Source organism: Ruegeria sp. YKSE079, from assembly GCF_059612845.1.
The window spans coordinates 134,440-158,304 of record NZ_JBXWRJ010000011.1 but is presented as its reverse complement, the minus strand read 5'-3'; the positions used below and the strand labels follow the sequence as shown (position 1 = coordinate 158,304).

The following is a 23,865-nucleotide window of genomic DNA, read 5'->3' as shown; positions in this document are numbered from 1 at the left end:
TTCTGAGGGCGCTGTGTCGAATCGCGGTGTACATACGCATCGAGAAGTCGAATTGCTGGATGTGTTACGTCGCCTCGGCGGGGCCGCGCGGAACTCCGATCTGGCAAAAGCCCTCAATGTGTCCGAGGAAACCGTACGGCGCGCGATCAAGGCATTGTCCAAATCCGGGGCAGTGGAACGCGTGCATGGCGGGGCCTATCTGGCAGGAACTCAGGGTGATCCGAGTTTCTTTCGTCGCATTGCGCAGCATCCTGACGAAAAACGCCTGATCGCATCGAGCGTCGCGCAAGTCGTGCGCGATGGGATGACGGTCTTTTTGGATGTGGGGTCGACAACGGCCTTCGTTGCCGAAGAGCTGCGCCAGTGCAGCAACCTTACTGTCGTAACCAACTCGGTAGGAGTGGCGCAAAGCCTGGTGGGTGTAAATGGATCGCGGGTTCACCTGTTGGGCGGTGAGATGCAAAGCGATGAACGCGGAACCTTTGGTCATGTCACGCACCGTCAGGCGCAGAGATTCGCATTCGATCTGTCCATTTTAAGTGCGGATGCCGTGTCGGCACGCAAAGGGTTTTTGTATCTGAGTTCTGCCGAGGCGGATCTGGCGTCTATCGTCGTCGACAATAGCGACTGGTCTGTGGTTGCGGCCGACCATTTCAAGTTCGGTGAAACCGCGCCCTATCGCGGTGCCGACCCGCGACGGGTTGACGATCTGTTCACGGACAAACGGCCCAAGGGCGTACTTGCGGCGGCCTTCAAGGAGTGGGGTATCAAAGTAAGGGTGGCGACAGGAGGAGAGGCCGGTGCTGGCGAAGAGTGACTACGCGGGTCACGCGGTCGAAATCGCAGGAATCGCGGCCAAGGCCGCGCGTGGTTATTTCCGTGGCCATCTTGGGATCGAGTTCAAATTGGATGAAAGCCCGGTCACCCAGGCCGACAAAGGCGTCGAGGCGTGCGTTCGCGATTACATTGAGCAACACTTCCCGGATCATGGCATCTTTGGAGAAGAGCACGGGTTCGAAGGTAAGGACCGACGCCATATCTGGATCGTTGATCCGATTGACGGTACCCGATCGTTTCTGTCCGGTCATCCATTGTTCGGGTTCCTGCTGGGGCATCTGGAAGACGGTGTTCCTCAGGTTGGTGTCATCGCCATGCCTGCGCTTGGCGAGATATTTCTGGGTGTGAAGGGGCAGGGGGCGACGCTAAATGGCGAGGCCATTCGAGCGTCCGCCAAAACGAGGGTGGATCAGGCCATTCTATTTGTGAATGAAGGCGACAAGATCCACCGCGACCATCCCGACGTTTTTGAAAGGTTGATGAATGCAGGTCAGACGCGCCGATTTGCTTATGATTGCTATCCACATGCGCTGCTGGCGGCGGGCTATGTGGATGCGGTGATTGACTATGATTTGCAGCCCTACGATTATCTGCCGGTTTCGGTCGTCATCGAAGCGGCGGGAGGCGTTATGACGGATTGGGAAGGGCAGCCTTTGGGGTTGAATTCTGATGGGAAAGTGATCTCGGCAGCAACGCCGGATTTGCATGCTGAAATGCTCAAACTTGTGCGCGGATAAACTATGGCGATTGTCAGTTTCATCATAAGCCTGGCCGGAGCGACAATGCTGCTGCTCTATGCAGTGCGGATGGTGCGCACGGGGATCGAGCGCAGCTATGGCGCGTCGTTTCAACGTGTCATGACCGGTCAGCGCAGCTATGCCCAAGCGTCGCTTGTCGGGATTGTCATGGCCATCGTGCTGCAAAGTTCGGCGGCGGTGGCATTGTTGTCCTCGGGATTTGCCGCCAGCGGTATGCTGACATTTCCAGCCGGGCTTGCTATCGTGTTGGGTGGAGACCTGGGTTCGGCGCTGATTATTCAGATCCTGTCATTCGAGCTGGATTGGCTTGTGCCGGTTTTGTTGGCCATTGGTGGCTATCTGTTTGTCAAGACAGAGGCCAAGAAGGCGCGGCAACTTGGGCGTATCCTGATGGGGGTTGCGTTCATTCTTATCTCGCTGCGCTTCCTGCGCGAAGCGATGGACCCGATCCGCGACAGCGCCTTTCTGCCCGCAATCGCGGATTATCTGGCGCGTGACTATATAACTGCGTTTCTGGTCGGCGGCGCATTGGCCTTTGTCATGCATTCCTCGGTGGCGGCGATTTTGATGTGCGTGACGCTGGTGCAGATCGGCGCTATTCCCTTTGCCGCCGGATTGTCACTGATGCTGGGGGCGAATTTCGGTTCGGCTTTCATTCCGGTCTGGCTGACCCGGGGGATGAGCCTTTCCGCACGCCGCATCCCGTTCGCCAACCTGTTTCTGCGCGGCAGCTGGGCGGTAGTTACCTTGTTCGCCGCCAATATCGCACTGCGCAGCGGTCTTCTGGGTGATCTGCAAGGGGGGCAGATGCTGGTGAACGCACACCTTGTCTTCAACGCATCATTGCTTGTTCTGGCAATCCCGTTTTGCGGTCGCTTGCAGGCCCCGTTCGAGCGGCTTATTCCCGAACCCAACAGGGACAGCGCCAAGTTGCAACCCGGACGACCGCACAGCGCGCTGGACAAGCGTGTCCTGACCAATCCCTCTCAAGCTTTGGCCGGGCTCAAGCGAGAATTGCTGCGGATGAGCGATCTGGTACAGTCCATGTTCGAACCTGCCTTGGAACTGTATCGCAGCGGCGACAAGGAACAGATCCGCGCGGTGCAGGTGATCGATGACGATGTGAATGACTGTCTGTCGGGCATCCGGTCTTATGTTGCGTCGATCCCGACAGAGGGATTCGGAAAGGAAAACGCCAAGATCGCCCGTGATCTGATGGAATATGCCATCAGGCTTGAGACCGCGGGCGACGTGGTCGCCAAACGTCTGACGGTTCTGGCCGGAGAGATGCGGAAAAAAGGCGCTTCGTTCTCGCAGGAAGGGTGGATGGAACTGGTGCACATGCATGAAGGCATCGTTGCGAACCTGAAGCTGGCTTCGAACGTGTTGATCTCGGACGATCTGGAAAGCGCCCGTCTATTAAGCCTGGAAAAAACCGAGATCAAACGTGCCGAGCGTGACAGCCGCAAGCGCCATCTCAAACGTCTGCAGCACGGCACAACAGAGAGTTTTGAGACCAGCGACATCCATCTGGAAACCCTGCGCGCGCTTCGTGAGTTCAACAGCCATATTGCGGCGGTGGCCTATCCGATCCTGTATCGCAATGGGCAATTGCTGGAAACTCGTTTGATCGAAGATATGCCGAGAAGTGACAGGCAGATGCATTCGGAGGATCAGGAATGACGGCTCCGTTCGAGATACTGAATGCAACGGGGAAAGGGCAGGTTGTGCTTCTGTGCGAACATGCCAGCAATAGGATTCCAGACGAGTATGACGGTTTGGGTTTGTCTGACGTTGAGCGCCTCAGCCACGCTGCATGGGATCCGGGCGCGCGTGCCTTGACGCTGCTTTTATCCGAGGCGCTGGATGCGGTCGGAGTGGCTTCGACGGTGTCGCGGCTGGTCTACGACTGTAACCGCCCACCCGAAGCGCCAAGTGCCATACCCGAGAAATCTGAGTTGATCGAAGTGCCGGGCAACCGCAATCTCACTCAAGCAGACCGGGACGCCCGCACGGCGGCAGTTTACGTCCCGTTTTGCGCTGCAGTCTCTCAGGTGCTGGAGGCACGCGGACCGGACACGGTGGTGGTGACGGTGCATTCCTTCACGCGGGTTTACTTTGGGCAGGCGCGCAAGGTGGAACTGGGTTTGCTTCATGATGAAGACAGCCGGTTGGTGGATGCGATGCTGGGCCACGCTGATCACATTCCACACCGCCAGATCGAACGGAACGAACCTTATGGTCCGTCCGACGGCGTGACCCATTCGCTGCGCCTGCACGCTCTGAGCCGGGGCTTGGCCAATGTGATGATTGAAGTACGCAACGATCTGTTGCGCACCGATGAGCAGGTTGCCGACATGGCACGGGAAATATTGGCGCTGCTTGAGCCGGCGCTGAAGGACATTGCGATCAGGGAGGACGCATCGTGAGCGCAACACTCACCTTCGAACATCTCAAGACACAGGTTTCGACCGGGGAAGTGGATACTGTCCTGGTTTGCATGGTGGACATGCAGGGCCGTTTGATGGGCAAAAGGTTCCATGCCGGTCATTTTGTGGCAGGCGCATGGGAAGAAACCCATTGCTGCAACTACCTTCTGGCCACTGACCTTGAGATGGCCACGCCCAGCGGGTTCGCGTCCACAAGCTGGGAGCGGGGGTATGGCGATTATGTCATGAAGCCCGATCTGGACACGCTGCGCCCGGTGCCCTGGCTCGAAGGCACGGTGATGGTTTTGTGTGACGTTCTGGATCACCACACCCACGAAGAGGTACCCCATGCGCCGCGCTCGATCCTGAAGAAACAAGTGAACCGCCTGAAGGCGATGGGGTATGAGGCGATGTGTGCCACCGAACTGGAATTCTTCCTGTTCGCGAAAAGCTTTGATGCGATCCGCAAGGAAGGGTTCCGCGATCTGGAGCCGATCTCGGGTTATAACGAAGATTATCACATTCTGCAGACCACCAAGGAAGAGCATGTGATGCGCCCGATCCGCAATCATCTTTGGGATGCGGGCATTCCGGTCGAGAACACCAAAGGTGAAGCCGAGGCCGGGCAGGAAGAGCTGAACATCAAATACGCGCCTGCGATGGACACGGCAGAGTATCACTCGATCGCCAAGAACGCGGTGAAAGAAATCGCCTGGCAGCAGGGTCATGCGGCGACCTTTCTGCCGAAATGGCATCATGAAAGGGTGGGCAGTTCGTCTCATGTGCATCAGTCGCTATGGGCGGATGGAAAGCCTGCTTTCTATGATGCCGAGGATGAGCTGGGCATGTCGGCGCTGATGAAAAGCTATATGGCCGGTCTACTGAAATACGCCGCTGATTACACGTATTTCATGGCGCCTTACATCAACAGCTACAAGCGGTTCATGAAGGGCACTTTTGCACCGACGCGGATCATCTGGTCGGTAGACAACCGCACGGCCGGGTACCGCCTGTGCGGGGATGGCACCAAGGCGATACGGGTCGAGTGCCGTATTCCGGGGTCGGATATGAACCCCTATCTGGCGATTGCAGGGATGCTGGCGGCCGGGATCGCGGGGATCGAAGAAGGGCTGGAGTTGCAGCCGCCGACAAAGGGTGATGTCTATCAGGGCGAGACGGGAAAGATCCCGGGTACATTGAAGGATGCACGCAACGCTTTGCACGGATCACAGATGCTGCGCGCGGCGATGGGCGATGACGTTGTCGATCACTATACCCGCGCGGCTGAGGTCGAAATCGAGGAATTCGAACGCGTGGTAACCGATTGGGAAATTGCCCGTGGGTTTGAGCGGGCCTGAGATCAGGCGCGGCCGGGGGTCCTGCCCGTCGCCATTGTCTGCTCGGACCAATGGCGCAAACAAAGGCGACCCCCGGGATATTTATGGCCAGATGAAGCAGGGATCCTGCTCTCTTTAGAGATGGAGTGACTATGGGGCAGATGTTGCAATGTGTCTCGCCGATCGATGGATCGGTATTTGCGGAACGAGAAGTACTGCCGCGGGAGGCTGCCTTTGCAGCCGCAGCGCGCGCGCGCAAAGCACAGGCGGATTGGGCGGCGCGGCCCTTGCAGGACCGTATTGACCTCGTTTTGGCGGGCGTCGCGGCCGTCGGCGCGATGAATGATGAGATCGTTCCGGAACTGGCGCATATGATGGGCCGCCCGGTGCGCTATGGCGGCGAGTTTGGTGGCTTCAGCGAACGTGCCAGCCATATGGCGGAGATTGCCGAAGCGTCACTGGCCGATATTGCCGTGGGCGAAGACGAGACTTTCAAACGCTATATCAAGCGCATTCCTCACGGGGTGGTCTTTGTTGTTGCACCCTGGAACTATCCTTACATGACGGCGATCAACACGGTAGCGCCCGCGCTGATCGCGGGCAACACGGTTGTTCTGAAACACGCGACCCAGACTTTGTTGGTTGGTGAGCGGATGGCGCAGGCGTTCCATTCGGCGGGGGTGCCTGAAGACGTGTTCCAGAATGTATTCCTCAGCCACGACGTGACCAATGATCTGATTGCGGGCAACGCGTTCGACTTTGTGAACTTCACCGGTTCGGTCAGTGGCGGTCAGGCCATGGAGCGTGCGGCAGCGGGCACCTTCACCGGAGTCGGCACCGAACTTGGGGGCAAGGATCCGGGTTATGTCATGGACGACGCCGACCTGGACGCAGCGGTTGATACATTGATCGATGGCGCGATGTTCAATTCGGGCCAGTGTTGCTGTGGGATCGAGCGGATTTACGTTCACGAAAGCCTTTATGATGACTTTGTCGCCAAGGCTGTTGAGATCGTGAAAGGCTACAAACTGGGCAATCCGCTGGACGCCGAAACAACCATTGGTCCGATGGCCAATGTGCGTTTCGCTGACGAGGTGCGCGCCCAGATTGCCGAAGCGGTTGAGGCCGGTGCGGTCGCGCAGATCGCCCCCTTCCCCGAGGATGACGGCGGCGCATACCTCACGCCGCAGATCCTGACCAATGTGACCCATGACATGCGGGTGATGCGGGATGAAAGCTTTGGGCCTGTAGTGGGCATCATGAAAGTGTCCTCGGATGCTGAGGCCATCGCGCTGATGAATGACAGCGAATTTGGCCTGACTGCCAGCCTATGGACCCGCGATGTGGATCGCGCGGCGCGTGTGGGCGACCAGATCGAGACCGGCACCGTCTTCATGAACCGGGCCGACTATCTGGACCCTGGCCTGTGCTGGACCGGTTGCAAGAATACCGGGCGCGGCGGTGGTCTTTCGGTCATCGGCTATCACAATCTCACCCGTCCCAAATCCTACCACCTGAAGAAGGTCACGGGCTAAGGACGACGGCCTGCTCGGGTCTGACCCCCTCGCCCGAGCAGGTCTCATATCACAAAGGAAACCTGACATGTCACTCGTTGGAAACTGGTCCTATCCGACCGCAATCAAATTTGGTGCCGGGCGCATCAAGGAACTGCCCGCAGCCTGTGCCGCAGCCGGTATGAAGAAACCCCTGCTGGTCACGGACAAGGGGTTGGCCGATCTGCCGATCACTGCGGCGACGCTGGATATCATGGCGGCGGCTGGTCTGGGCCGCGGTGTATTCAGTGACGTGGACCCTAACCCAAATGAGAAAAACCTCGACGCAGGCGTTGCGGCATACAAGGCCGGTGGGCACGATGGTGTGATTGCCTTTGGCGGCGGCTCGGGGCTGGACCTGGGCAAGATGGTCGCCTTCATGTGCGGCCAGACGCGGCCCGTGTGGGACTTTGAGGATATCGGCGACTGGTGGACCCGCGCGGATGCCGATGCCATCGCGCCGATTATAGCGGTGCCCACCACTGCCGGAACCGGGTCCGAAGTGGGCCGCGCCAGCGTCATTACAAATTCCGAGACCCACGCCAAGAAGATCATCTTCCACCCCAAGGTCCTGCCGACGGTGGTGATCTGCGATCCTGAACTGACGGTTGGGATGCCCAAATTCATCACCGCAGGCACCGGTCTGGACGCCTTCGCGCATTGCGTCGAAGCCTATTCGAGCCCGCATTATCACCCGATGAGCCAGGGCATCGCACTGGAAGGTATGCGCTTGGTGAAAGAATATCTGCCGCGCGCTTACGCAGATGGCAGCGACATTGAGGCCCGCGCCCAGATGATGAGCGCAGCGGCCATGGGCGCAACCGCCTTCCAGAAGGGGCTGGGCGCGATCCACGCCATGAGCCACCCCATCGGCGCGGTGTTCAACACCCATCACGGCACCACCAACGCGGTCTGTATGCCTGCTGTGCTGGATTTTAACGCCCCCGCCATCGCCGACCGATTCCAGCACGCCGCCGCCTATCTGGGTATCAACGGGGGCTTTGACGGCTTTCGCGCCTTTGTGCAGGAATTCAACGACAGCTTCGGCATCCCGCGCAGACTGTCTGAACTGGGGGTGACAGAGAGGTCCATTCCAGAGTTGGTTAAAGGTGCCATCACCGATCCGTCCTGCGGCGGGAACCCGATCAAGTTGACCGAAGAAAACCTGATTGGCTTGTTCAGAACCGCCTTGTGAATTGAAACACGTGGGTGAATCGGGCCGGCGTGTAGGCTCGCCGGCCTGAATTTCCCGACGCGAAAGAAGTTTGTTGCATGCCCCAATACTGCGCTATGGGAGATCACTTTGGGTGAAACGCGCGCCGCCGGTGTTTATTCTTTGCCCGATGTCCCAAAACTGGCGAATGCAGCGACTGACGGTTGCTCTCAATTGTGTTGACCTTGCAAGTTGATCTGTTTGAAACTGAGTGCATGACGGAACAGGTGAGATGGATAGTGGAAACCTCAATGGAGAACCACCGATCCAAGAAACCCAAAAAGAATGCAAGCCGATCATGAGCTGCGCATCAATAATCTGCTGCAAACTTTTCAAATAATTGAAAAAGGTTAAGCGGGCATGTGCGGGGAAGTGGCCAGCGGGTTTGCAAAGGTAGATGACCAATGCAATATTTCACTAAGAATTGAGTCCTTACGTAAACTGGACTTATGGAAATATCCAACTGTCACTTCAGGAAGGGAAAAGACACTAGGAAACTTCATGAAAACGTCATCATCTGACAACAACAACAAACTAGCCAAAACAGTCCAAAATGGGAGAATAAAAATGGCTTCAAAATCTAACGTAACTCGACGCAGTGTCTTGAAGAGTGCAGGTGCAGCCGCTTTGGCAGCGCCTTTGTACTCGAAAAGCGCGCTGGCCTCGTCGGGTGAAATCAACATCCTGATGTGGTCTGACTATCTGCCACCGTCGTTCCTTGAAGCGTTCGAAAAAGAGACCGGTATCAAGGTGAACTATACCGGTATCGGCTCGAACGAGGAAATCATCAACAAGATGAAGGCCACCAAGGGGCAGGGTTTCGATATTGTTTCGCCTACAAACAATCGCTCGCTCCAGTGGGAACCGCTGGAACTGCTGCAGCCCTTTGACATGAGCAAGGTTGGTATCGACGCGGTGAACCCGGCCATGGCCAAAATCGGCACCGATGCCTGGAATTTTGGCGGCAGCGGCGTGCACTGGCTGCCGCACATCTGGGGTACCGAGGGCATCGCTTATCGTACAGATCTATGGCTTCCCGATGGCGATGCACCATCCTACGGCGATGTTTGGTCGGAAGAGAATGCTGGCAAGACCATGGGGCGCGCGCATTCGATGATGCTGGGTGCTGGCCTGTACATGGAACGCGCAGGCGAGATGGAGCCTGGATCGGTTTGGTCTGCATATAATGACGAAGACACCATGCGTAAGGTATGGGGTCAGATCACCGATTGGGTCATCGCGCGCAAATCGCGCATCAAGCTGATCTGGAATGACGCCGACACCCAGAAGAACGGGCTGTTGAACGAAGGTGTTGTGGTCGGTCAGACTTGGGATGGTCCTCCGCTGGCGCTTAAGGCCGCAGGCGAACCGGTCCACTATCAAGCCCCGGTCGAAGGCGCGATGGCGTGGGTTGATGGCATGTCGATGCCTACCGGTGCAGAAAACATGGATCAGATCTATGCTTTCATCGAGTTCGCCTATCGCAAGGAACCGGCCGGCGTGGCCATCGACAGTCACGGCTACAACTCGCCGGTACTGGGCGCCGACCAATTCGCTGGCGACGTCTACAAGAAGAACTTTGCCGAAGCCTATCCGGGCGACTCGCTGGCCAACCTGAACCCGTGGCCGGCCGAAGCCCCCTGGTATGCCGAAGTGCGGACCGAGTTCGTCAACAAGTTCGTAAGCGCCTGATCGCTTCAAATATGGGTCCCCTGCGTGTTCAGGGGGCCCTCTTTGTGTGCGTCTTGCACACTGCAACAAAAGATGTCGCCGCATGAACGGACTGACATCACAGGGAGAAACCAAAAATGAGTGCTGGGGTCGGAGTCGATCTGGAAAACCTTTGGATCCGTTTCGGGGACTTTGTCGCCGTGCGCGACGCCAATGTGAATATCAACGGGGGCGATTTCTTTTCGTTCCTAGGCCCTTCGGGCTGTGGCAAGACCACAATCTTGCGCGCAGTTTCGGGCTTTCTGGAACCGTCCGAGGGCAATGTTCTGATCGGCGGCAACAACATGAAGGGGATCGGCCCGAACAAGCGGCCGACGGCGCTGATCTTTCAGAACCTTGCGCTGTTCCCGCTGATGAAAGTTTGGGAGAACATTACCTTTTCGATGGAAATCAAGGGCGCCAGTGCCGCTGAACGTCGCAAGCGCGCGGACGAACTGCTGGACATGATTGCGCTGCCGGGACAAGGTGATAAGCTTCCCAGTGAGCTTTCAGGCGGCCAGCGCCAGCGTGTCGCCATCGCTCGTGCGTTATGTGCCGAGCCGCATGTGCTGCTGCTGGACGAGCCTCTTTCCGCACTCGACCTGAAATTGCGTCAGCACATGCGTACTGAATTGCGCGAAATCCAGCAGCGCGTGGGCATCACGTTCATCTATATCACTCACGATCAGGGCGAGGCACTGACCATGTCGGACAGCATCGCCGTGATGCGTGCCGGTGTGATCGACCAAATCGGTGATGGCAAATCGATCTACAACGATCCGTCGACGGCATTCGCTGCGTCGTTCGTTGGCGAAAACAACGTGTTCCGCGGTAAGATCAAGAAAATCATGGGTAATGAGGCGATGATTTCGACGAACCGCTCGGGCGATCTGGTTGCGCGAATATCGACTGCCAATCGGGGCAAGATGAATGAGGGCGATGCCGCCATGATGTTTATCCGCCCCGAAGCGTTCGCTATCGCTCCGGATGGTGCCAAGGGAACGCACTTTGTTACCGCGCGGGTCAATCACGAAGAGTTCGAAGGAAATGCGTTCAACATTTTCACCGCAGGTGAAGGAGGCAAAGAAATCAAGGTGTCCATTCCCAACCTTGGCCAATCCTTCGACGATCATACCGGCCAGATGATCACGCTGGAATACGAGACCCGCAATGCGGTTATCGTGCCCGCCGGCGAACTGGCTGCGGAATAAGGAGGCCAGATCATGCCCGGCTTCCTCAAGGAATTCTTCAACCGCAACGGCTTCGGCATGGGGCTTGCGATCCTGGGTCTGGTCCTGTTCTGGACCATCGGCCTGATCATCCTGCCACAGCTGTCGATGCTTGACTTTTCATTCCGTCCGAACCTGCCGCCGCCAGAAATCGGTGGTCCAAAGGACGTCTATACACTGGAGAACTATAAATACCTCGTTTTTGGACCAGAAGGGGGCGGGCAGGACTATAACGTCGTCGACCTCAAGGTCTTTTTCCGCACGCTTGTTGCCGCAGTTTGTGTGACGATCTTCAACCTGATCCTGTGCTATCCGATTGCCTATTATCTTGGACAGACCAAAGGCAATCAGATCCGCGTCTTCGCGATCATGTTGATCATTCCCTATTGGATCAACGAGATCCTGCGCGCATTTGCCTTGCGTATCATCTTTGGTGAGACCGGGGTGCTGAATACTTTGCTGATAGGGACAGGTATCTTTGATACGCCCTTTGACTTCATCCGCAACGACATCGCGCTCTATGCCGGTCTGGGTTACGCCTATATCCTGCTGATGATTTTCCCGATGTACAACGTGATCGAAAGCCTCGACGGCAATCAGATCGAAGCTGCACGGGATCTTGGTGCACCTTGGTGGCGCATCCATTGGCGGGTGGTTATTCCATACGCCAAACCCGGTATCAGCTCGGGCTGCACCATGGTATTCATGCTCAGCGCCGGTGCGCTGGCTGCGCCACAAATTCTGGGCGGTCCGTCATCCCTGTGGTTCACGCAACTTATTTATCAGCAGTTCAATGACAACAACGACTGGCCGCAAGGCGCAGCCTATGCGATCGTGCTGTTGGTGACCTGTATCCTGTTCGTGCTGGCAATGATGCGAGTGTTCAAGGTGAACATGGGGGATATAGGGAAATGAACAACTCTATCCTTCGTGTAAGCATCTGGGTCTATCTGGCGATATTCTTTGCCTATCTGTTGGGCCCGTTGGTGATCATGTCGATCACCGCCTTCAACTCGTCCGAGTTCCCGAGTATGACGCCTTGGGAGTGTCTGACGTTCGAGTGGTTCGGCGCGTTGTTCCAGGATGATCGCATCCTGAATGGCATCAAGAACTCGGTGATCATTGGCCTTGGAACGGTCATTCTGTCGGTGGCGATGGGTCTGGCTGGAGCGCTGATGCTCACCCAGATCTGGCCCAAGCTTCGGGCCACCTACTATACGGTCATCATTGCACCGATCCTGATCCCTGGCGTGGTATTGGGTATCTCGACACTGGTGTTCTGGGATCGGATTAACCGGGTTCTGGGCTTGGGGGCCGACAGCTTTCTGTCGAATGGTATCTTCCTGACAGTGGTGGGTCAGTCGACGTTCATCGCCAGTTATTGCATGCTGGTACTCGTGGCGCGGCTCCAGCGTTATGACGTGGCGCTCACAGAGGCGGCTCTTGACCTGGGGGCAAGTCACGCTCAGGCCTTCCGCAAGATCCTTCTGCCGTTCATGCGACCGGCCATCGCCTCGGCAGCGGTATTGGCGTTTCTCGCCTCGTTCGAGAACTACAACACCACTACCTTCACCTTCGGCGAATATCCGACGCTCACGATCGAACTGGCGCAAAAGGTGCGTTACGGGATCACTCCGGCGATTTCGGCGCTGGCCTTCATAATTGTTGTGCTGACGGTGTTCTTTGCCCTTCTCAACGAAACCAAGATCAAGCGTCAGGAATTGGTGGCGGCTGCACGCAAGAATGCAACGGTCGAGGAATTGGCGGGAAAGATCAAACTGCCCAGCTTCTTTGCCGGCAATATGGCAGCTGTTATCCTTGTGATGTTCTGCATCGCAACGATCACGGTTGTTGGCACGGCAACCGTCTATAATCCTGCGCAATGTATTGCGGACGTCAAAGAGCAGAAACGTCTTGAAGCTGAAGAGCGTATTCAGAAACTGCGTCAGGAGCGCGAAGAGCGTCGTCAACGCAGGTTCGAAGGCGTGTTCGATCCGGACGATCTGACGCCGGGAACGGAAGAGGACGACTCTCAGGCGCCATCTGGTTCCAACAACTCTGGCTTTGGCGGTGTGTTCGCGCCGGGATCGCTGACTGGTGAAGAGGATGACAGTTCTTCGAATACCGAAGAACAGCCGTCGAACAACAGTGGGTTCGGAAATGTGTTCGATCCCAACAGCCTGAAGAGCGACGAGTAGGACAATCCTTGCGACCAAAACGAACCCGGGCCGCGCTGGCCCGGGTTTTTTTATCGTAAAGGCAAAACCGGTCAGCTGCTAGATCGGGATCCAAAAAGCTGTCTGTTTGAAAGGTTGCGGCCAATGGCAGCCCGTAGGGGAATCGAACCCCTCTTTCCAGGTTGAAAACCTGGCGTCCTAACCGATAGACGAACGGGCCATTTCTTGGTCCAAGACAAGCACATGTGGCAGCCCGTAGGGGAATCGAACCCCTCTTTCCAGGTTGAAAACCTGGCGTCCTAACCGATAGACGAACGGGCCACGGTGGCTTGTGGAGGGCCTTTTACGTATTACGCAGTTCCCCCGCAAGCCGAAAAATGCGGTGCGGAGAAACTTTTTTACGCCTCTGCAATCAGGAAGAAAATCACGACAAAGCTGCCTCAGCCGCGTCTTCGATCCGTAGTTGCACAGTTTGCCGACCACCCCAGGAGTTGACCTCCAGCCGCCCTGCAAAATGGAACCGCGCCCCACCATGATTGGTCAACCTGTCCCCCATCGAGCTGTCAAAGGCGGCAAAGGCGATTGCGTCCAATCCCCCGCTCATACCATCGGATAGAGACAGCTTCAGGTGGCTCTCTCCGACGCGTTTGGCAAAGCGGATTTGCAAGTCAGGTAGGGCATAGCGTGGGGCAGGGGCACCGGCCCCGTACGGGCCTGCTTGTTCGATCTGTTCTACCAGGTCCACTGTTGCAGCTCCCGGCATCAAGGTGCCGTCGAGCTTCAGATCGGCAGGGCCACCCTGACCAGCTCCCTGTTTCGAGAGCAATTCCGACAATCGCTTCATTGCCGGTTCAAGTTGATCGCGCAGGACGGTCAGTCCGGCAGCCATCTTGTGACCGCCACCTTTGACCAGCAGTCCTTCGGCGGCAAGTCTTTGGATTGATGCGCCTAGGTCGATCCCCGACACCGAACGCCCAGATCCCTTGCCTTCGCTGCCATCGAACCCGATCACGATGGCCGGGCGATTGGCAGCTTCTTTGAGTCGAGAGGCGACGATCCCGACAACACCGGGATGCCACCCTTCGCCAGCGGCCCAGACCAACGGGGCATCAAACCCGCGGTCCTCTGCCTGCGTCAGAGCGGCAGCGCGCACCATGTTCTCAATATCGCGGCGCTCGGTGTTCAGTTCGTCCAGTCGTTGCGACAGCGCTTCGGCTTCGACCATCGAGTCGGTGCTAAGCAAGCGCGCGCCGAGGTCGGCCTGTCCGATCCGGCCGCCTGCATTTACCCGAGGACCTAAAAGAAACCCAAGATGATATGTATTGGGCGCCGCATCCATTCGAGCTATGTCTGACAGGGCCACAAGTCCAGGGCGCTTTCGCTGCGCCATCACCTTCAACCCCTGCCTAACCAGTGCCCGGTTGGCCCCAATCAGCGGTGCTACATCCGCGACTGTGGCAAGGGCCACCAGGTCGAGCAGCGACAAAAGATCCGGCCCATTGGTGCCAGCTTCGCGCATCTGGCGGCCTGCCTCGACAAGCATCAGGAAAACTACTCCAGCAGCGCAAAGATATCCCAGATCGCCACTTTCGTCCTGCCGGTTCGGGTTTACCACGGCAACGCAGTCGGGCAGAGCCTCGCCGCCCAAGTGGTGGTCCAGGACGATCACATCGGCCCCCTGTGCCGCAGCAATCGGTTCATGGCTCAGGGTGCCGCAATCGACGCAGATGATCAGATCATGCGATGAGGCGAGCTCCTGCATTGCTGGGGTATTGGGTCCATAACCCTCGTCGATGCGGTCGGGAACGTAAAGCGTCGCATGTATTCCCATGTGCCGCAGCCAGACGAGCAACAGTGCCGCCGAACTGCCTCCGTCCACGTCGTAGTCTGCAAAGACGGCGATCTTTTGATGTTTTCGAACCGCATCCAGAAACCTCTTGGCGGCCCTTTCCATGTCTTTGAGTGCACGGGGGTCGGGCAGCAATTCCTTGAGTTTGGGTTCGAGAAAACTCTTGGCTTCGATCAGGGGCACGCCGAGCCGCGCCAATACCTGACAAACCGGCCTGGGCAAGTCGCTTTGCTGCGCCATCATTTCAGAGGCGCGTTCAACCTCGACCGAAGGACCAACCCAACGCCGCCCGGTCAACGACTGTTCCACACCCAGAAAGCTCAAACCGCACCTCATAGACCAAGGCCGGACCCATTTCGGACCCGGCCCCTCGTGTTTTGCCATTTACGCCTGCTGACAGCGGCAGTGCAAGTGTTATGCCGGATCGTGCGACCACATCGGGGTGCGATAGGACATGCGACGCACCGAACCGGTTTTGGAGCGCATGAGCAACGTAGTGGTTTCTACCCAACCGGGTTCGCGTTTGATGCGCGGGAGAAGCGAACCGCCGGTCACGCCGGTTGCGGCAAAGATAACATCCGCAGTCACCATCTCGTCACGCGAATAGATACGGTCAAGATCGGTGATCCCGGCCTTGGCGGCACGACCACGTTCATCGTCGTTGCGGAACAGGAGGCGGCCGAAAATTTGGCCTCCCATGCATTTAAGTGCCGCTGCAGCCAGGACGCCCTCGGGTGCGCCGCCCTGACCCATGTACATGTCGATACCGGTCGTCTCGCTTTCGGCACAGTGCATCACGCCGGCGACATCGCCATCGGTGATCAGACGGATGGCCGCGCCGGTATCGCGAACTTCGGCGATCATCGCTTCGTGGCGGGGTCGTTCCAGAATGCACACGGTGATGTCTGACGGCTTGCAGCCCTTGGCATTTGCCAGCGCTTCGACCCGTTCGCGCGGTGTCATGTCCAGAGAAACGACGCCTTGCGGCAGGCCTGGACCCACTGCCAATTTGTCCATGTAGACGTCGGGTGCATGCAGCATCGAACCACGCGGACCCATGGCGATCACTGTCAGCGCGTTCGGCATGTCCTTGGCAGTCAGCGTGGTGCCTTCGAGAGGGTCTAGGGCGATGTCGACGCCCGGGCCATTGCCCGTCCCTACTTCTTCTCCGATATAGAGCATCGGTGCCTCGTCGCGTTCACCCTCGCCGATCACCACCACGCCCGCGATATCGAGCAGGTTCAATTGCTCGCGCATCGCATTCACTGCAGCCTGATCCGCCGCCTTTTCGTCACCTCGTCCCACCAGAGAGGCGGAGGCCAGGGCGGCCTGTTCTGCCACCCGCGCAAGGCCCAGTGACAGCATCCGGTCGTTGAATTCGATCTTGGCTGCGTTCATGTCCCTAATTTCCTTCGGTCATTCAGACGTTTCTATCGGCATAGCCCGCCGATGGCGGGTCTCGCAAGAGGAGAGGTCACTCAGACCTGTTCGATCCGCAACGCAACCGCTTCCCCAGCGACGACATCGGTTGCCCGGAAACCTTCGAGGGCCACATCCAGAGCTGCCCGAGTGGTTTTGTGTGTGACTATCAAAACTGGTGCGGTGCTTTCGGTGTGCCCATATTGGCGCATTCGGTCTATCGAAACACCCGCATTGCCAAGAATCGCAGCAACTTTGGCCAACGCGCCGGGTTTGTCTTCCAGTGCCAGGCGCAGATAGTAGGGGGCCGGCAAACCTGTTTTTGCCGGAAGCATTTCTTTCAAAGTGTTCGCGGGTTGTCCGAAGGTGGGGATATGCAGACCTCGTGCGAGATCGCAAATGTCGCCAAGTACCGCGCTCGCGGTTGGACCTTCGCCTGCTCCCGGACCGCGCAGAACGATTTGCTCAACCGCGTCGCCCTCGATGACCACCATGTTGGTGCCACCTTCCAGTTGACCAAGCGGCGAGTCGCTGGGCACCAGGCATGGCTGCATCCGCTGGACTAGTCCGCGAGGGCTGCGCTGAGCGACACCCAACAATTTGATTCGATATCCCATGTCAGCCGCCTGACGAATGTCATCGAGGCTGATATGCTGGATGCCCTCGATCTCGATTCCATCAAAATCGGGCTTGGTGCCAAATGCGATTGACGACAACAGGGTCAACTTGTGCGCGGCGTCGATACCGCCCACGTCAAGATTCGGATCTGCTTCTAGATAGCCGAGCTTGGCGCATTCTTCGAACAAGGAGTTGTAGCCGAGCCCCTGTGATTCCATGCGTGTCAGGATATAGTTGCAGGTCCCATTCATGACGCCCATGACACGGGTGATTTCGTTGCCGGCCAACCCCTCGGTCAGCGCCTTAATGACCGGGATGCCACCGGCGACAGCCGCTTCGAAACGAATTACGCGGCCTGCCGCTTCGGCTGTTTCTGCCAGTGCCAGACCGTGAATGGCAAGCAGCGCCTTGTTGGCAGTCACCACGTCCTTGCCAGTTGCCAGCGCAGCCTCGACCGAGGTTTTGGCAGGGCCGTTTTCGCCACCCATAAGTTCGACGAAAACATCGATGTCATCCCGTTTGGCCAAGGCCACGGGATCGGATTCCCACGCATAGCCAGACAGGTTGATGCCCCGGTCCTTTCCGGAATCTCGGGCCGATACGGCCACGATCTCGATCGGTCGACCTGTGCGGGCCTTGAGCATTTCAGCCTGACGTCTGATAATCTTGACAACTCCGACACCGACAGTTCCCAAGCCAGCAATCCCAAGCCGCAGCGCCTGTGTCATTTTTTGGGTCCTTTTCCGCTCGAATTTTCAGCCATTGACTGTAAGCCCGTTGCGGGCTGCCTTACCCGGTTCGGTGAACGGGTGCAATGCGGCTGAGGCCTGTTTTATTGGGTAATTTCGTGACCTAGTCGGTCCCGATCCGCTTCGTCAAGAACTGGGGATTGCAATTCGCGTGCCTTTGACGCCAGCCTCTCGCTCCGCGCCTGTAGGTGTTTCTGCAGTTCCGTAGCTTCTTCTTGCGGATTGACGGGTGCCCCCAAGACATCCTCCAACGGAACCAACTCGGGATAAGCTGCATTCTTAATTTGGGGAGGGACTCTTTCGGTGAGCTCGGGAATCGTCGTACAGCCAGCGAGCATGGCAAGAGGAATGGCAAAGATAAGCCGTATCATGGAAGTCTCTTCCGTAGGAGCGTTATATCTTGATGCCCGCTTTTCCAGACTGGTTCAAGCGGGGTTCTATTTGAACGAATGTTCATATAACCTGCGCCAATGGCACGTACTCAAGGTTCCCATTCTGATATCACTGGCCCGCGCATCCAAAAGGCGGCGCTACGTCTATTTGCACAACACGGGTATGCTGCGGTTTCCATGCGGCAGATCGCAAAAGATGTCGGAGTTCAGGCCGGTGCGCTGTACAACTATACCCCTGACAAACAGAGCCTGCTGTTTCGCCTGATGCACGGGCACATGGACGAGTTGTTGCGCGCCCGCGAAACAAGGTTAGCCACCGGCAACGCTTTGGGGGACTTGGAGCAATTCGTGGGGTTCCACATCAGATTCCATCTGGAGCGGCCCGATGAGGTTTTCATAGCCTATATGGAATTGCGCAATCTCACTGCCGAGAATTTCGCAATGATCGAAGCACTGCGTCGCCGGTACGAGGACGATCTTGAAGGCATTCTGAAAAGAGGCGTGCAGGAGGGCTGTTTCATTGTTCCGGACACCAAGATCGCAACGCTGGCCGTGATCGCCATGCTCAACGGCGTGAACACCTGGTATCGTAGCGGAGGAAGGTTGTCGCTTGATCAGGTCGAAAAGATCTATTGGGATATGGTGCGAAAGGCCATGACGTCCTGATCAGGGTGTTTCCACTGCCAAGTCGTAGTGGTGTAGAAACCGCTCTTTCACGATGCCTTCCTCTTCGGGCATGATATGTGGATGCTGCCATTCCTCTCCGGCAAAAGCTGCCAGGGCCTCCACCGACTCCCACACCATCACCAGGCAAAACTCGTTTGGAGACTCCGGTCGGGGTAGGCATGGAGTTATCGAAATGAGCCCCTTTTGTTTGTGCATCAAGGGCATTGCAGTTTCGAGCATGAACCGGCAGAAATTCTCGATCTGATCATCAAAGATAACGGCGCGAAAGATACGAACGATCATGGTGGCTCCCTGTTTTAGGGGAATATAGAACCATCATATCACACCTCAGTGCGTGGGATGAATAAAGGTCCCGTTTCGCAGGTCACGAAATGCCTGGTGCAGTTCCTCGCGTGTATTCATCACGATCGGCCCGTGCCAGGCCACTGGTTCTGCAATTGGCGCGCCAGAAATCAGCAGGAACCGCACACCTTCCGGCCCCGCCTGCAGCGTGATTTCGTCACCAGTGCCGAACCGGATCAGCGTTCGGTCACCCGACATGTCGCGAATATTGACCTCTTGCCCGCCAACCTCCTTTTCAAGCAGCACGCCTACCGGTGTCGATGCATCAGCAAAGGCAGCCTGACCTTGGAAAACATAGGCAAAGGCTTTGCGGTAGGTGTCGATTTTGAACGTTTTCCTGACGCCTGCAGGAACAGAAATGTCCAGATATTGCGGATCTGCGGCAATTCCCTCGACCGGTCCGGTCTTGCCCCAGAATGAGCCGACGATCACACGAACAGTGGTGCCGTCGTCATCGGTTATTTCAGGAATGTCGGTGCCACGAATATCCTGATAACGTGGCGCTGTCATTTTTTGGCTTGCGGGCAAGTTTCCCCACAATTGGAAGCCGTGCATCTGCCCGGTCGCGTTCCCTTTGGGCATTTCCTGATGCAGGATTCCAGACCCTGCTGTCATCCATTGCACATCGCCCGCGCCCAAAGACCCAGTATTACCAAGCGAATCGCTGTGTTCCACCGTTCCAGCCAGAACATAAGTTATGGTTTCGATACCGCGATGGGGATGCCACGGGAACCCTTTAAGGTAGTCCTCGGGGAAATCATTTCTGAAATCGTCAAAAAGCAGGAACGGATCAAGTTCAGTCGGGTCCTGAAAGCCAAATGCCCGGTGAAGTTTGACACCGGCCCCTTCCATCGTTGGAACCGCTTTTCTAGATTCAAGCATTGGTCGGATTGACATGGTGCCTCCTGATCTTTGTGGGATCTTGCGACATTAAGTGTAATCATGATCTTGGTGGTTTCAATCGGCCGATGCTCACCGAAAGTGTGCGATTTTGCGAAGTGCGGAAGGTGAACAATGTCAGGCTGTTGCTTGGTTGTCGTTTGGGGTATTGGAAAGCCTGATCAACCCGGAGTGGCCGAATGCAAGACGAGATTTTAGCAGTTGTCGAGGCTTCGGCGCCCAGGCGCTGGATGGGAGTCCTTATTCTAAGCGTTGTCGGATTCTTGGTGTTTTTTGTGGCCATATCACAGCCGCCGGCCTTGGGTTGGCAAGTCTTTCTGATTTTAATCGGTGCGTTGTCGTTGTGGCTTGCGCAACGACTGTATCAGGCGACGTCCCACCGGATCGAGTTGACGGAAACGGAGTTGCGAGCCAGTTCAGGCGAAGTGATTGCGCTGGTCTCGGAAATCGAGGGAATTGACCGGGGTGTTTTCGTCTTCAAGCCATCCAGTGGTTTTCTGATCCGGACGAAAAACCCCGGATTTCGCGCATGGCATCCGGGGTTGTGGTGGCGCGTTGGTCGACGCGTTGGGGTAGGAGGTGTTACACCGGGTGCTCAGACAAAGTTCATGTCCGAAGTGCTTTCAGCGATGATTGCCGAGCGGATTTAGACATTTCCCTTGAGGTTTTCCGTAAAGCGCGGACGGGTAAAAACGAAGTTCTTCAGATCGATGTTGTCAAGGCCAACTCTGAACGGCGGCACAAAGGTGTTCGATGTCTCGACCAGAATCAGAGTGTTTTGATCCGCCATCGCTGGCAAGGAATCCTTGTAAAAAACGATGTTTGCATCGTCGAGTTTCTCAGTATATCCGCCGCGAATTGCTGACCAGGATACGGAGTGGCTGTCTGTGGCCTCGTCGTATACCACGACTGAAATCCGCATCTTCAGGTCAACTTCGTTGCGCACCATCAATTTGAACATGTCCTCCATTGAGTCGACGTAAATATTGTCGATGGTGCGGGTCTCTCGAGACAGAAGGTCTCCGATTGTATAGGCCGCCTTGATGTTCGACGCGCTCTGTCGATAACCTTCAAAGAATGTATATCCGGCCATCACCGCCCAAAAAAGGATCGGCAAGATAATCAAGGATTCCACCGCAATGGAACCTTGCTCGTCATTGCGGAAACGTTTCATTCGGGTTTGCATGCGGGATATAAACATGGCTTAGATCGGCTCTTGTACAAATACAGTTGTCGCTGTCAGGGCGTACTGACCCTCCAGATTGGCCAGGGCCTTTCCCATTGTTGAAGTCGGGAACACGGGGTTGATCTTTGCGCATGCGCGTAGAACCATCAGCTGGTTTTCCTGTCCATTCTCAAAATTGCGTACGGGTCTCGGTTCTTCTGACAAGTCGGTGCAGTCCGGCTCGGGCGGTATCGTCACCGTGGCAAACGGATCCTGGCTGATCATTTCCAGTTTGAGGCTGTTTTCACAGTTGCGAATGAACATAGCACGCTCGCAAATCGACTTTTTGATCGTATCGTGGTTCAAAACGACACCGGTGTTCAAGCGGATGTCCCTTACCGTTTGGTCTACCGCTCGTTCCAAAGTCGCGTGGTTGAGTGTGACGAAGGCCAACTCGACCCCCGACAGCATCAGGGCCATGAAAGCTGGGAAGACGATCACAAACTCGACCGTTGCGGTGCCGTCTTCCCGGTTTCGGAAGCTGCGCAGAGCAGAAACCAGTTTTCCGATCATTGGGTGAGCCTCAGCATGCGGACGGACGAGCCGATCGAGGTGAAAGCATCCGGAAGTTCAACAGCCGTTGCGTCGTAATAGTGGCTGTCCGAGCTGGCACAGTCTTCTAAGACCTTTTTACCGTTGGAGGCTACGTCGACACCGACGCTGAACACGATCACGCCTTCGTCCTTGGCGGCCTTGCAGACATGCTTGGTGCGAGCGTCCTTGGCTGTGGATTCTTTCTTGCTGAACGCCGCGCTTTCCCACACACCGTATGCGTTTGGCGTATCGAAGATCTCATTTTCGATATACTCCAGCGAAACGAGGTTCAGAAGCTCCACATAGGTCAGCTGTACTGCAGTACCGGGTTCGTCGGCGGCAGGTTGTTCGACGCAGGTCCGGCTTCCGCCTTTTCCGGTGCAGTATTGGCCGCCGTTGCCGTAGGGATGATCCTGCCAGGTTTGATCGTGTGGCCACCAGTACTCTTTGCTACCGCTTGATTGATACAGCGAGAAATAGCCTTCGTCAGCAGTTGCGTCCGGATTGTACCAGATGTCCGACGTCGTAGTACGGCGCGATGAATTCAGCATGAACTGGTCGGTGTTGTCCCCGTCTGAGATAATGATCAAGATCTTCAGGACGTTGGTTCCATACTCAACTGGGCGGTTGTCAAACATGGTCGGCACAATCCCGTCAACATGCGCCAAGCTGTTGATCACCGGTCGCGTGCCGGGGTCGAGAAGGGCAAGACCCCAGTTGGCACCATTGTCGGTACCGGTATCTTCACTTGAGTCCTCGTCCCACACCGCCGGGTTCAGGGCAGTCAGACCATCAATGTAGTTGTGAATGACGGTTTCGTCATTCTGGAATGGCAGGATTGCGGATCCAGCCCGAGTTGGACAGACAGGGTATTCAATTGGCTCCCTCGACATCGTGTAGGGATCGAAGTGCGCGGTCTGCTCTCTCAACTCGGTTGTCGACAGATACGGCTTGCTGAATTCGTCATCGACGAAGTTGATGCAATGAGAATAGTTCTGGAAACGATCCAGATTATAGTACTTGATCATGTCCGCGCCAACGTTCACCTGGCTTGCGTAAGGGATGATCGAGAAAGACACCTCTTTGTTCCAAAGACCATTCTTCAAGCCCAACTGCGTGACAATGCTTTTGGCTGCAGTCTTTAGGTTTGCCAGTTTCGGACCATACATGGATGTGGAAAAATCCAGAACCAGAGACACTTCGACGGCACCGACACTTTCCTCGGCGGAGCTGAGCGCTGGAGCGCTCAAGCTATCGACGCCACTCAAATGCATGAAATGAGTCGGGAACTCAGCAACCGCCGACGCAGTAACATGGCGGTAACCAGTACTGTTAATCACTTTGACGTCCTTGAGGTTGTCCAGTAGATCCGCCTTGTCGAGATACGACTTTACGACTGTTTCGGCATCAACCTTTTGATCAAGGTCAGCCGCAGCCAATACCGCGCGGTCCATTGTGTACTGCAATTCGGCGCGCTCTCTTTCATACTTCATCAGGTCCACACCGATCCCGGCTGCGGCGACAATGATGAGGAACAGAAATAGAGCGAGAATGCTCATCGACCCATCTTCGCTGTCAATGAAGCCTCTCGTTTGTGCTGGCGTACAGTCAGCCGACGTTATATTGTCGCCATTGGACTTCCAGAGAACCTTGCGCATAACGATACCCTTTCCGGACCGGGCAGAACGGTCATTCGAAATATTGGACTGACTAAAGGTAAATGCAGAACGTGGCGAGAATTGGGCGGTTTTGCCACTATCTTGCTGTAACTGAACGACAATTGCGCCCACTCTTGGCCAATCGCCCGTTCTGTTGCTGAATTGAAAACAATAGTCGCCATTCTTGATAGTTTGCACGACTCGCGGGTGCCGGACGGTTAATTTTTGCAAATGCTCAAAATATTGGCA

The 23,865-nt window shown here is 56.4% G+C and carries 22 protein-coding genes and 2 tRNA genes; 13 read left to right on the top strand and 11 right to left on the bottom strand.

Annotated features, from left to right (window positions below; genetic code table 11):
- Positions 1 to 13: 13 nt before the first annotated feature.
- The 11 genes from AC2FMY_RS12405 (at position 14) to AC2FMY_RS12355 (ending at position 13,264) form a co-directional block, all read left to right on the top strand.
- Positions 14 to 817 (top strand): DeoR/GlpR family DNA-binding transcription regulator, encoded by an 804-nt coding sequence (locus AC2FMY_RS12405; protein ID WP_496807453.1) that lies wholly within the window; start codon positions 14 to 16, stop codon positions 815 to 817.
- Positions 801 to 1,574 carry an inositol monophosphatase family protein gene (locus tag AC2FMY_RS12400; protein ID WP_480749803.1) on the top strand — a complete coding sequence of 258 codons (774 nt, stop codon included), beginning with the start codon at positions 801 to 803 and terminating at the stop codon, positions 1,572 to 1,574. The genes AC2FMY_RS12405 and AC2FMY_RS12400 overlap by 17 nt, the downstream gene beginning before the upstream one ends.
- A 3-nt stretch (positions 1,575 to 1,577) precedes the next feature.
- Positions 1,578 to 3,278 (top strand): Na/Pi cotransporter family protein, encoded by a 1,701-nt coding sequence (locus AC2FMY_RS12395; protein WP_496744009.1) that lies wholly within the window; start codon positions 1,578 to 1,580, stop codon positions 3,276 to 3,278.
- The gene (locus AC2FMY_RS12390; RefSeq protein WP_496807452.1) at positions 3,275 to 4,024 is read left to right on the top strand and encodes an N-formylglutamate amidohydrolase; all 750 of its coding nucleotides are present in this window, start codon (positions 3,275 to 3,277) and stop codon (positions 4,022 to 4,024) included. The genes AC2FMY_RS12395 and AC2FMY_RS12390 overlap by 4 nt, the downstream gene beginning before the upstream one ends.
- Positions 4,021 to 5,382 (top strand): glutamine synthetase family protein, encoded by a 1,362-nt coding sequence (locus AC2FMY_RS12385; protein ID WP_480749806.1) that lies wholly within the window; start codon positions 4,021 to 4,023, stop codon positions 5,380 to 5,382. Before AC2FMY_RS12390 ends, AC2FMY_RS12385 begins: the two co-directional genes overlap by 4 nt.
- A 131-nt stretch (positions 5,383 to 5,513) precedes the next feature.
- Positions 5,514 to 6,896, top strand: a complete 1,383-nt coding sequence (locus AC2FMY_RS12380) for an aldehyde dehydrogenase family protein (protein ID WP_480749807.1) — start codon at positions 5,514 to 5,516, stop codon at positions 6,894 to 6,896.
- Positions 6,897 to 6,963: 67 nt separating this feature from the next.
- Positions 6,964 to 8,109 carry an iron-containing alcohol dehydrogenase gene (locus tag AC2FMY_RS12375; RefSeq protein ID WP_496744002.1) on the top strand — a complete coding sequence of 382 codons (1,146 nt, stop codon included), beginning with the start codon at positions 6,964 to 6,966 and terminating at the stop codon, positions 8,107 to 8,109.
- A gap of 585 nt (positions 8,110 to 8,694) precedes the next feature.
- Positions 8,695 to 9,819, top strand: coding sequence for an extracellular solute-binding protein (locus AC2FMY_RS12370; RefSeq protein WP_496744000.1), 1,125 nt, complete (start codon positions 8,695 to 8,697; stop codon positions 9,817 to 9,819).
- Between the two features lie 116 nt (positions 9,820 to 9,935).
- The gene (locus AC2FMY_RS12365; protein WP_480749810.1) at positions 9,936 to 11,048 is read left to right on the top strand and encodes an ABC transporter ATP-binding protein; all 1,113 of its coding nucleotides are present in this window, start codon (positions 9,936 to 9,938) and stop codon (positions 11,046 to 11,048) included.
- A 12-nt stretch (positions 11,049 to 11,060) separates the two neighbouring features.
- Positions 11,061 to 11,981 (top strand): ABC transporter permease, encoded by a 921-nt coding sequence (locus AC2FMY_RS12360; RefSeq protein WP_480749811.1) that lies wholly within the window; start codon positions 11,061 to 11,063, stop codon positions 11,979 to 11,981.
- Positions 11,978 to 13,264 (top strand): ABC transporter permease, encoded by a 1,287-nt coding sequence (locus AC2FMY_RS12355; RefSeq protein ID WP_480749812.1) that lies wholly within the window; start codon positions 11,978 to 11,980, stop codon positions 13,262 to 13,264. Before AC2FMY_RS12360 ends, AC2FMY_RS12355 begins: the two co-directional genes overlap by 4 nt.
- Positions 13,265 to 13,388: 124 nt before the next feature.
- Here the strand turns inward: AC2FMY_RS12355 and AC2FMY_RS12350 are convergent.
- The 6 genes from AC2FMY_RS12350 to AC2FMY_RS12325 all read right to left on the bottom strand — a co-directional run bounded on the left by AC2FMY_RS12350 (position 13,389) and on the right by AC2FMY_RS12325 (position 18,249).
- A tRNA-Glu gene (locus tag AC2FMY_RS12350) sits at positions 13,389 to 13,463 on the bottom strand.
- A 26-nt stretch (positions 13,464 to 13,489) separates the two neighbouring features.
- Positions 13,490 to 13,564 (bottom strand) — tRNA-Glu (locus tag AC2FMY_RS12345).
- Positions 13,565 to 13,667: 103 nt separating this feature from the next.
- On the bottom strand, positions 13,668 to 15,416 hold the full coding sequence (recJ, locus tag AC2FMY_RS12340) for a single-stranded-DNA-specific exonuclease RecJ (RefSeq protein ID WP_480749829.1): 1,749 nt from the start codon (positions 15,414 to 15,416) through the stop codon (positions 13,668 to 13,670).
- Positions 15,417 to 15,506: 90 nt separating this feature from the next.
- A complete protein-coding gene (gene glpX, locus AC2FMY_RS12335; RefSeq protein WP_480749830.1) occupies positions 15,507 to 16,490 on the bottom strand; it encodes a class II fructose-bisphosphatase in 984 nt (327 codons plus the stop codon).
- A gap of 80 nt (positions 16,491 to 16,570) precedes the next feature.
- Positions 16,571 to 17,857, bottom strand: coding sequence for a homoserine dehydrogenase (locus AC2FMY_RS12330; protein WP_480749831.1), 1,287 nt, complete (start codon positions 17,855 to 17,857; stop codon positions 16,571 to 16,573).
- 104 nt (positions 17,858 to 17,961) lie between these two features.
- Positions 17,962 to 18,249 carry a hypothetical protein gene (locus AC2FMY_RS12325; protein WP_496743996.1) on the bottom strand — a complete coding sequence of 96 codons (288 nt, stop codon included), beginning with the start codon at positions 18,247 to 18,249 and terminating at the stop codon, positions 17,962 to 17,964.
- A 99-nt stretch (positions 18,250 to 18,348) separates the two neighbouring features.
- Here AC2FMY_RS12325 and AC2FMY_RS12320 point away from each other — a divergent pair, with 99 nt between their 5' ends.
- Entirely contained in the window at positions 18,349 to 18,936 is a 588-nt protein-coding gene (locus AC2FMY_RS12320; RefSeq protein ID WP_496743995.1) for a TetR/AcrR family transcriptional regulator, read from the top strand.
- Here the strand turns inward: AC2FMY_RS12320 and AC2FMY_RS12315 are convergent, their stop codons facing one another.
- Together AC2FMY_RS12315 and AC2FMY_RS12310 are read right to left on the bottom strand one after the other, a co-directional pair.
- The gene (locus AC2FMY_RS12315; RefSeq protein WP_496743993.1) at positions 18,937 to 19,239 is read right to left on the bottom strand and encodes an antibiotic biosynthesis monooxygenase; all 303 of its coding nucleotides are present in this window, start codon (positions 19,237 to 19,239) and stop codon (positions 18,937 to 18,939) included.
- A gap of 45 nt (positions 19,240 to 19,284) precedes the next feature.
- A complete protein-coding gene (locus AC2FMY_RS12310; RefSeq protein WP_480749835.1) occupies positions 19,285 to 20,196 on the bottom strand; it encodes a pirin family protein in 912 nt (303 codons plus the stop codon).
- 182 nt (positions 20,197 to 20,378) lie between these two features.
- Between AC2FMY_RS12310 and AC2FMY_RS12305 the strand changes: the two genes are divergently transcribed.
- Positions 20,379 to 20,849: a hypothetical protein gene (locus AC2FMY_RS12305; protein WP_496807451.1), complete on the top strand. Its 471-nt coding sequence runs from the start codon at positions 20,379 to 20,381 to the stop codon at positions 20,847 to 20,849.
- On the opposite strand, the gene AC2FMY_RS12300 is transcribed toward AC2FMY_RS12305, so the two are convergent.
- The 3 genes from AC2FMY_RS12300 to AC2FMY_RS12290 are packed head-to-tail and all read right to left on the bottom strand — an operon-like array spanning position 20,846 to position 23,814.
- The gene (locus tag AC2FMY_RS12300; RefSeq protein WP_496743989.1) at positions 20,846 to 21,373 is read right to left on the bottom strand and encodes a TadE/TadG family type IV pilus assembly protein; all 528 of its coding nucleotides are present in this window, start codon (positions 21,371 to 21,373) and stop codon (positions 20,846 to 20,848) included. The genes AC2FMY_RS12305 and AC2FMY_RS12300 overlap by 4 nt on opposite strands.
- A 30-nt stretch (positions 21,374 to 21,403) precedes the next feature.
- On the bottom strand, positions 21,404 to 21,937 hold the full coding sequence (locus AC2FMY_RS12295; protein WP_496743987.1) for a TadE/TadG family type IV pilus assembly protein: 534 nt from the start codon (positions 21,935 to 21,937) through the stop codon (positions 21,404 to 21,406).
- Positions 21,934 to 23,814: a Tad domain-containing protein gene (locus AC2FMY_RS12290; RefSeq protein ID WP_496807450.1), complete on the bottom strand. Its 1,881-nt coding sequence runs from the start codon at positions 23,812 to 23,814 to the stop codon at positions 21,934 to 21,936. The genes AC2FMY_RS12295 and AC2FMY_RS12290 overlap by 4 nt, the downstream gene beginning before the upstream one ends.
- Between the last annotated feature and the right edge of the window lie 51 nt (positions 23,815 to 23,865).

Bases quoted from the DNA above. Each gene is read 5' to 3' on its own strand.
- AC2FMY_RS12395 (WP_496744009.1), top strand. From the start codon at position 1,578: ATGGCGATTGTCAGTTTCATCATAAGCCTGGCCGGAGCGACAATGCTG.
- AC2FMY_RS12300 (WP_496743989.1), bottom strand. From the start codon at position 21,373: ATGAAACGTTTCCGCAATGACGAGCAAGGTTCCATTGCGGTGGAATCC.
- AC2FMY_RS12325 (WP_496743996.1), bottom strand. From the start codon at position 18,249: ATGATACGGCTTATCTTTGCCATTCCTCTTGCCATGCTCGCTGGCTGT.
- AC2FMY_RS12330 (WP_480749831.1), bottom strand. From the start codon at position 17,857: ATGACACAGGCGCTGCGGCTTGGGATTGCTGGCTTGGGAACTGTCGGT.
- glpX (WP_480749830.1), bottom strand. From the start codon at position 16,490: ATGAACGCAGCCAAGATCGAATTCAACGACCGGATGCTGTCACTGGGC.
- AC2FMY_RS12320 (WP_496743995.1), top strand. From the start codon at position 18,349: ATGGCACGTACTCAAGGTTCCCATTCTGATATCACTGGCCCGCGCATC.
- AC2FMY_RS12360 (WP_480749811.1), top strand. From the start codon at position 11,061: ATGCCCGGCTTCCTCAAGGAATTCTTCAACCGCAACGGCTTCGGCATG.
- AC2FMY_RS12295 (WP_496743987.1), bottom strand. From the start codon at position 21,937: ATGATCGGAAAACTGGTTTCTGCTCTGCGCAGCTTCCGAAACCGGGAA.
- AC2FMY_RS12310 (WP_480749835.1), bottom strand. From the start codon at position 20,196: ATGTCAATCCGACCAATGCTTGAATCTAGAAAAGCGGTTCCAACGATG.
- AC2FMY_RS12370 (WP_496744000.1), top strand. From the start codon at position 8,695: ATGGCTTCAAAATCTAACGTAACTCGACGCAGTGTCTTGAAGAGTGCA.
- AC2FMY_RS12380 (WP_480749807.1), top strand. From the start codon at position 5,514: ATGGGGCAGATGTTGCAATGTGTCTCGCCGATCGATGGATCGGTATTT.
- AC2FMY_RS12365 (WP_480749810.1), top strand. From the start codon at position 9,936: ATGAGTGCTGGGGTCGGAGTCGATCTGGAAAACCTTTGGATCCGTTTC.
- AC2FMY_RS12375 (WP_496744002.1), top strand. From the start codon at position 6,964: ATGTCACTCGTTGGAAACTGGTCCTATCCGACCGCAATCAAATTTGGT.
- AC2FMY_RS12355 (WP_480749812.1), top strand. From the start codon at position 11,978: ATGAACAACTCTATCCTTCGTGTAAGCATCTGGGTCTATCTGGCGATA.
- AC2FMY_RS12305 (WP_496807451.1), top strand. From the start codon at position 20,379: ATGCAAGACGAGATTTTAGCAGTTGTCGAGGCTTCGGCGCCCAGGCGC.
- AC2FMY_RS12315 (WP_496743993.1), bottom strand. From the start codon at position 19,239: ATGATCGTTCGTATCTTTCGCGCCGTTATCTTTGATGATCAGATCGAG.
- AC2FMY_RS12390 (WP_496807452.1), top strand. From the start codon at position 3,275: ATGACGGCTCCGTTCGAGATACTGAATGCAACGGGGAAAGGGCAGGTT.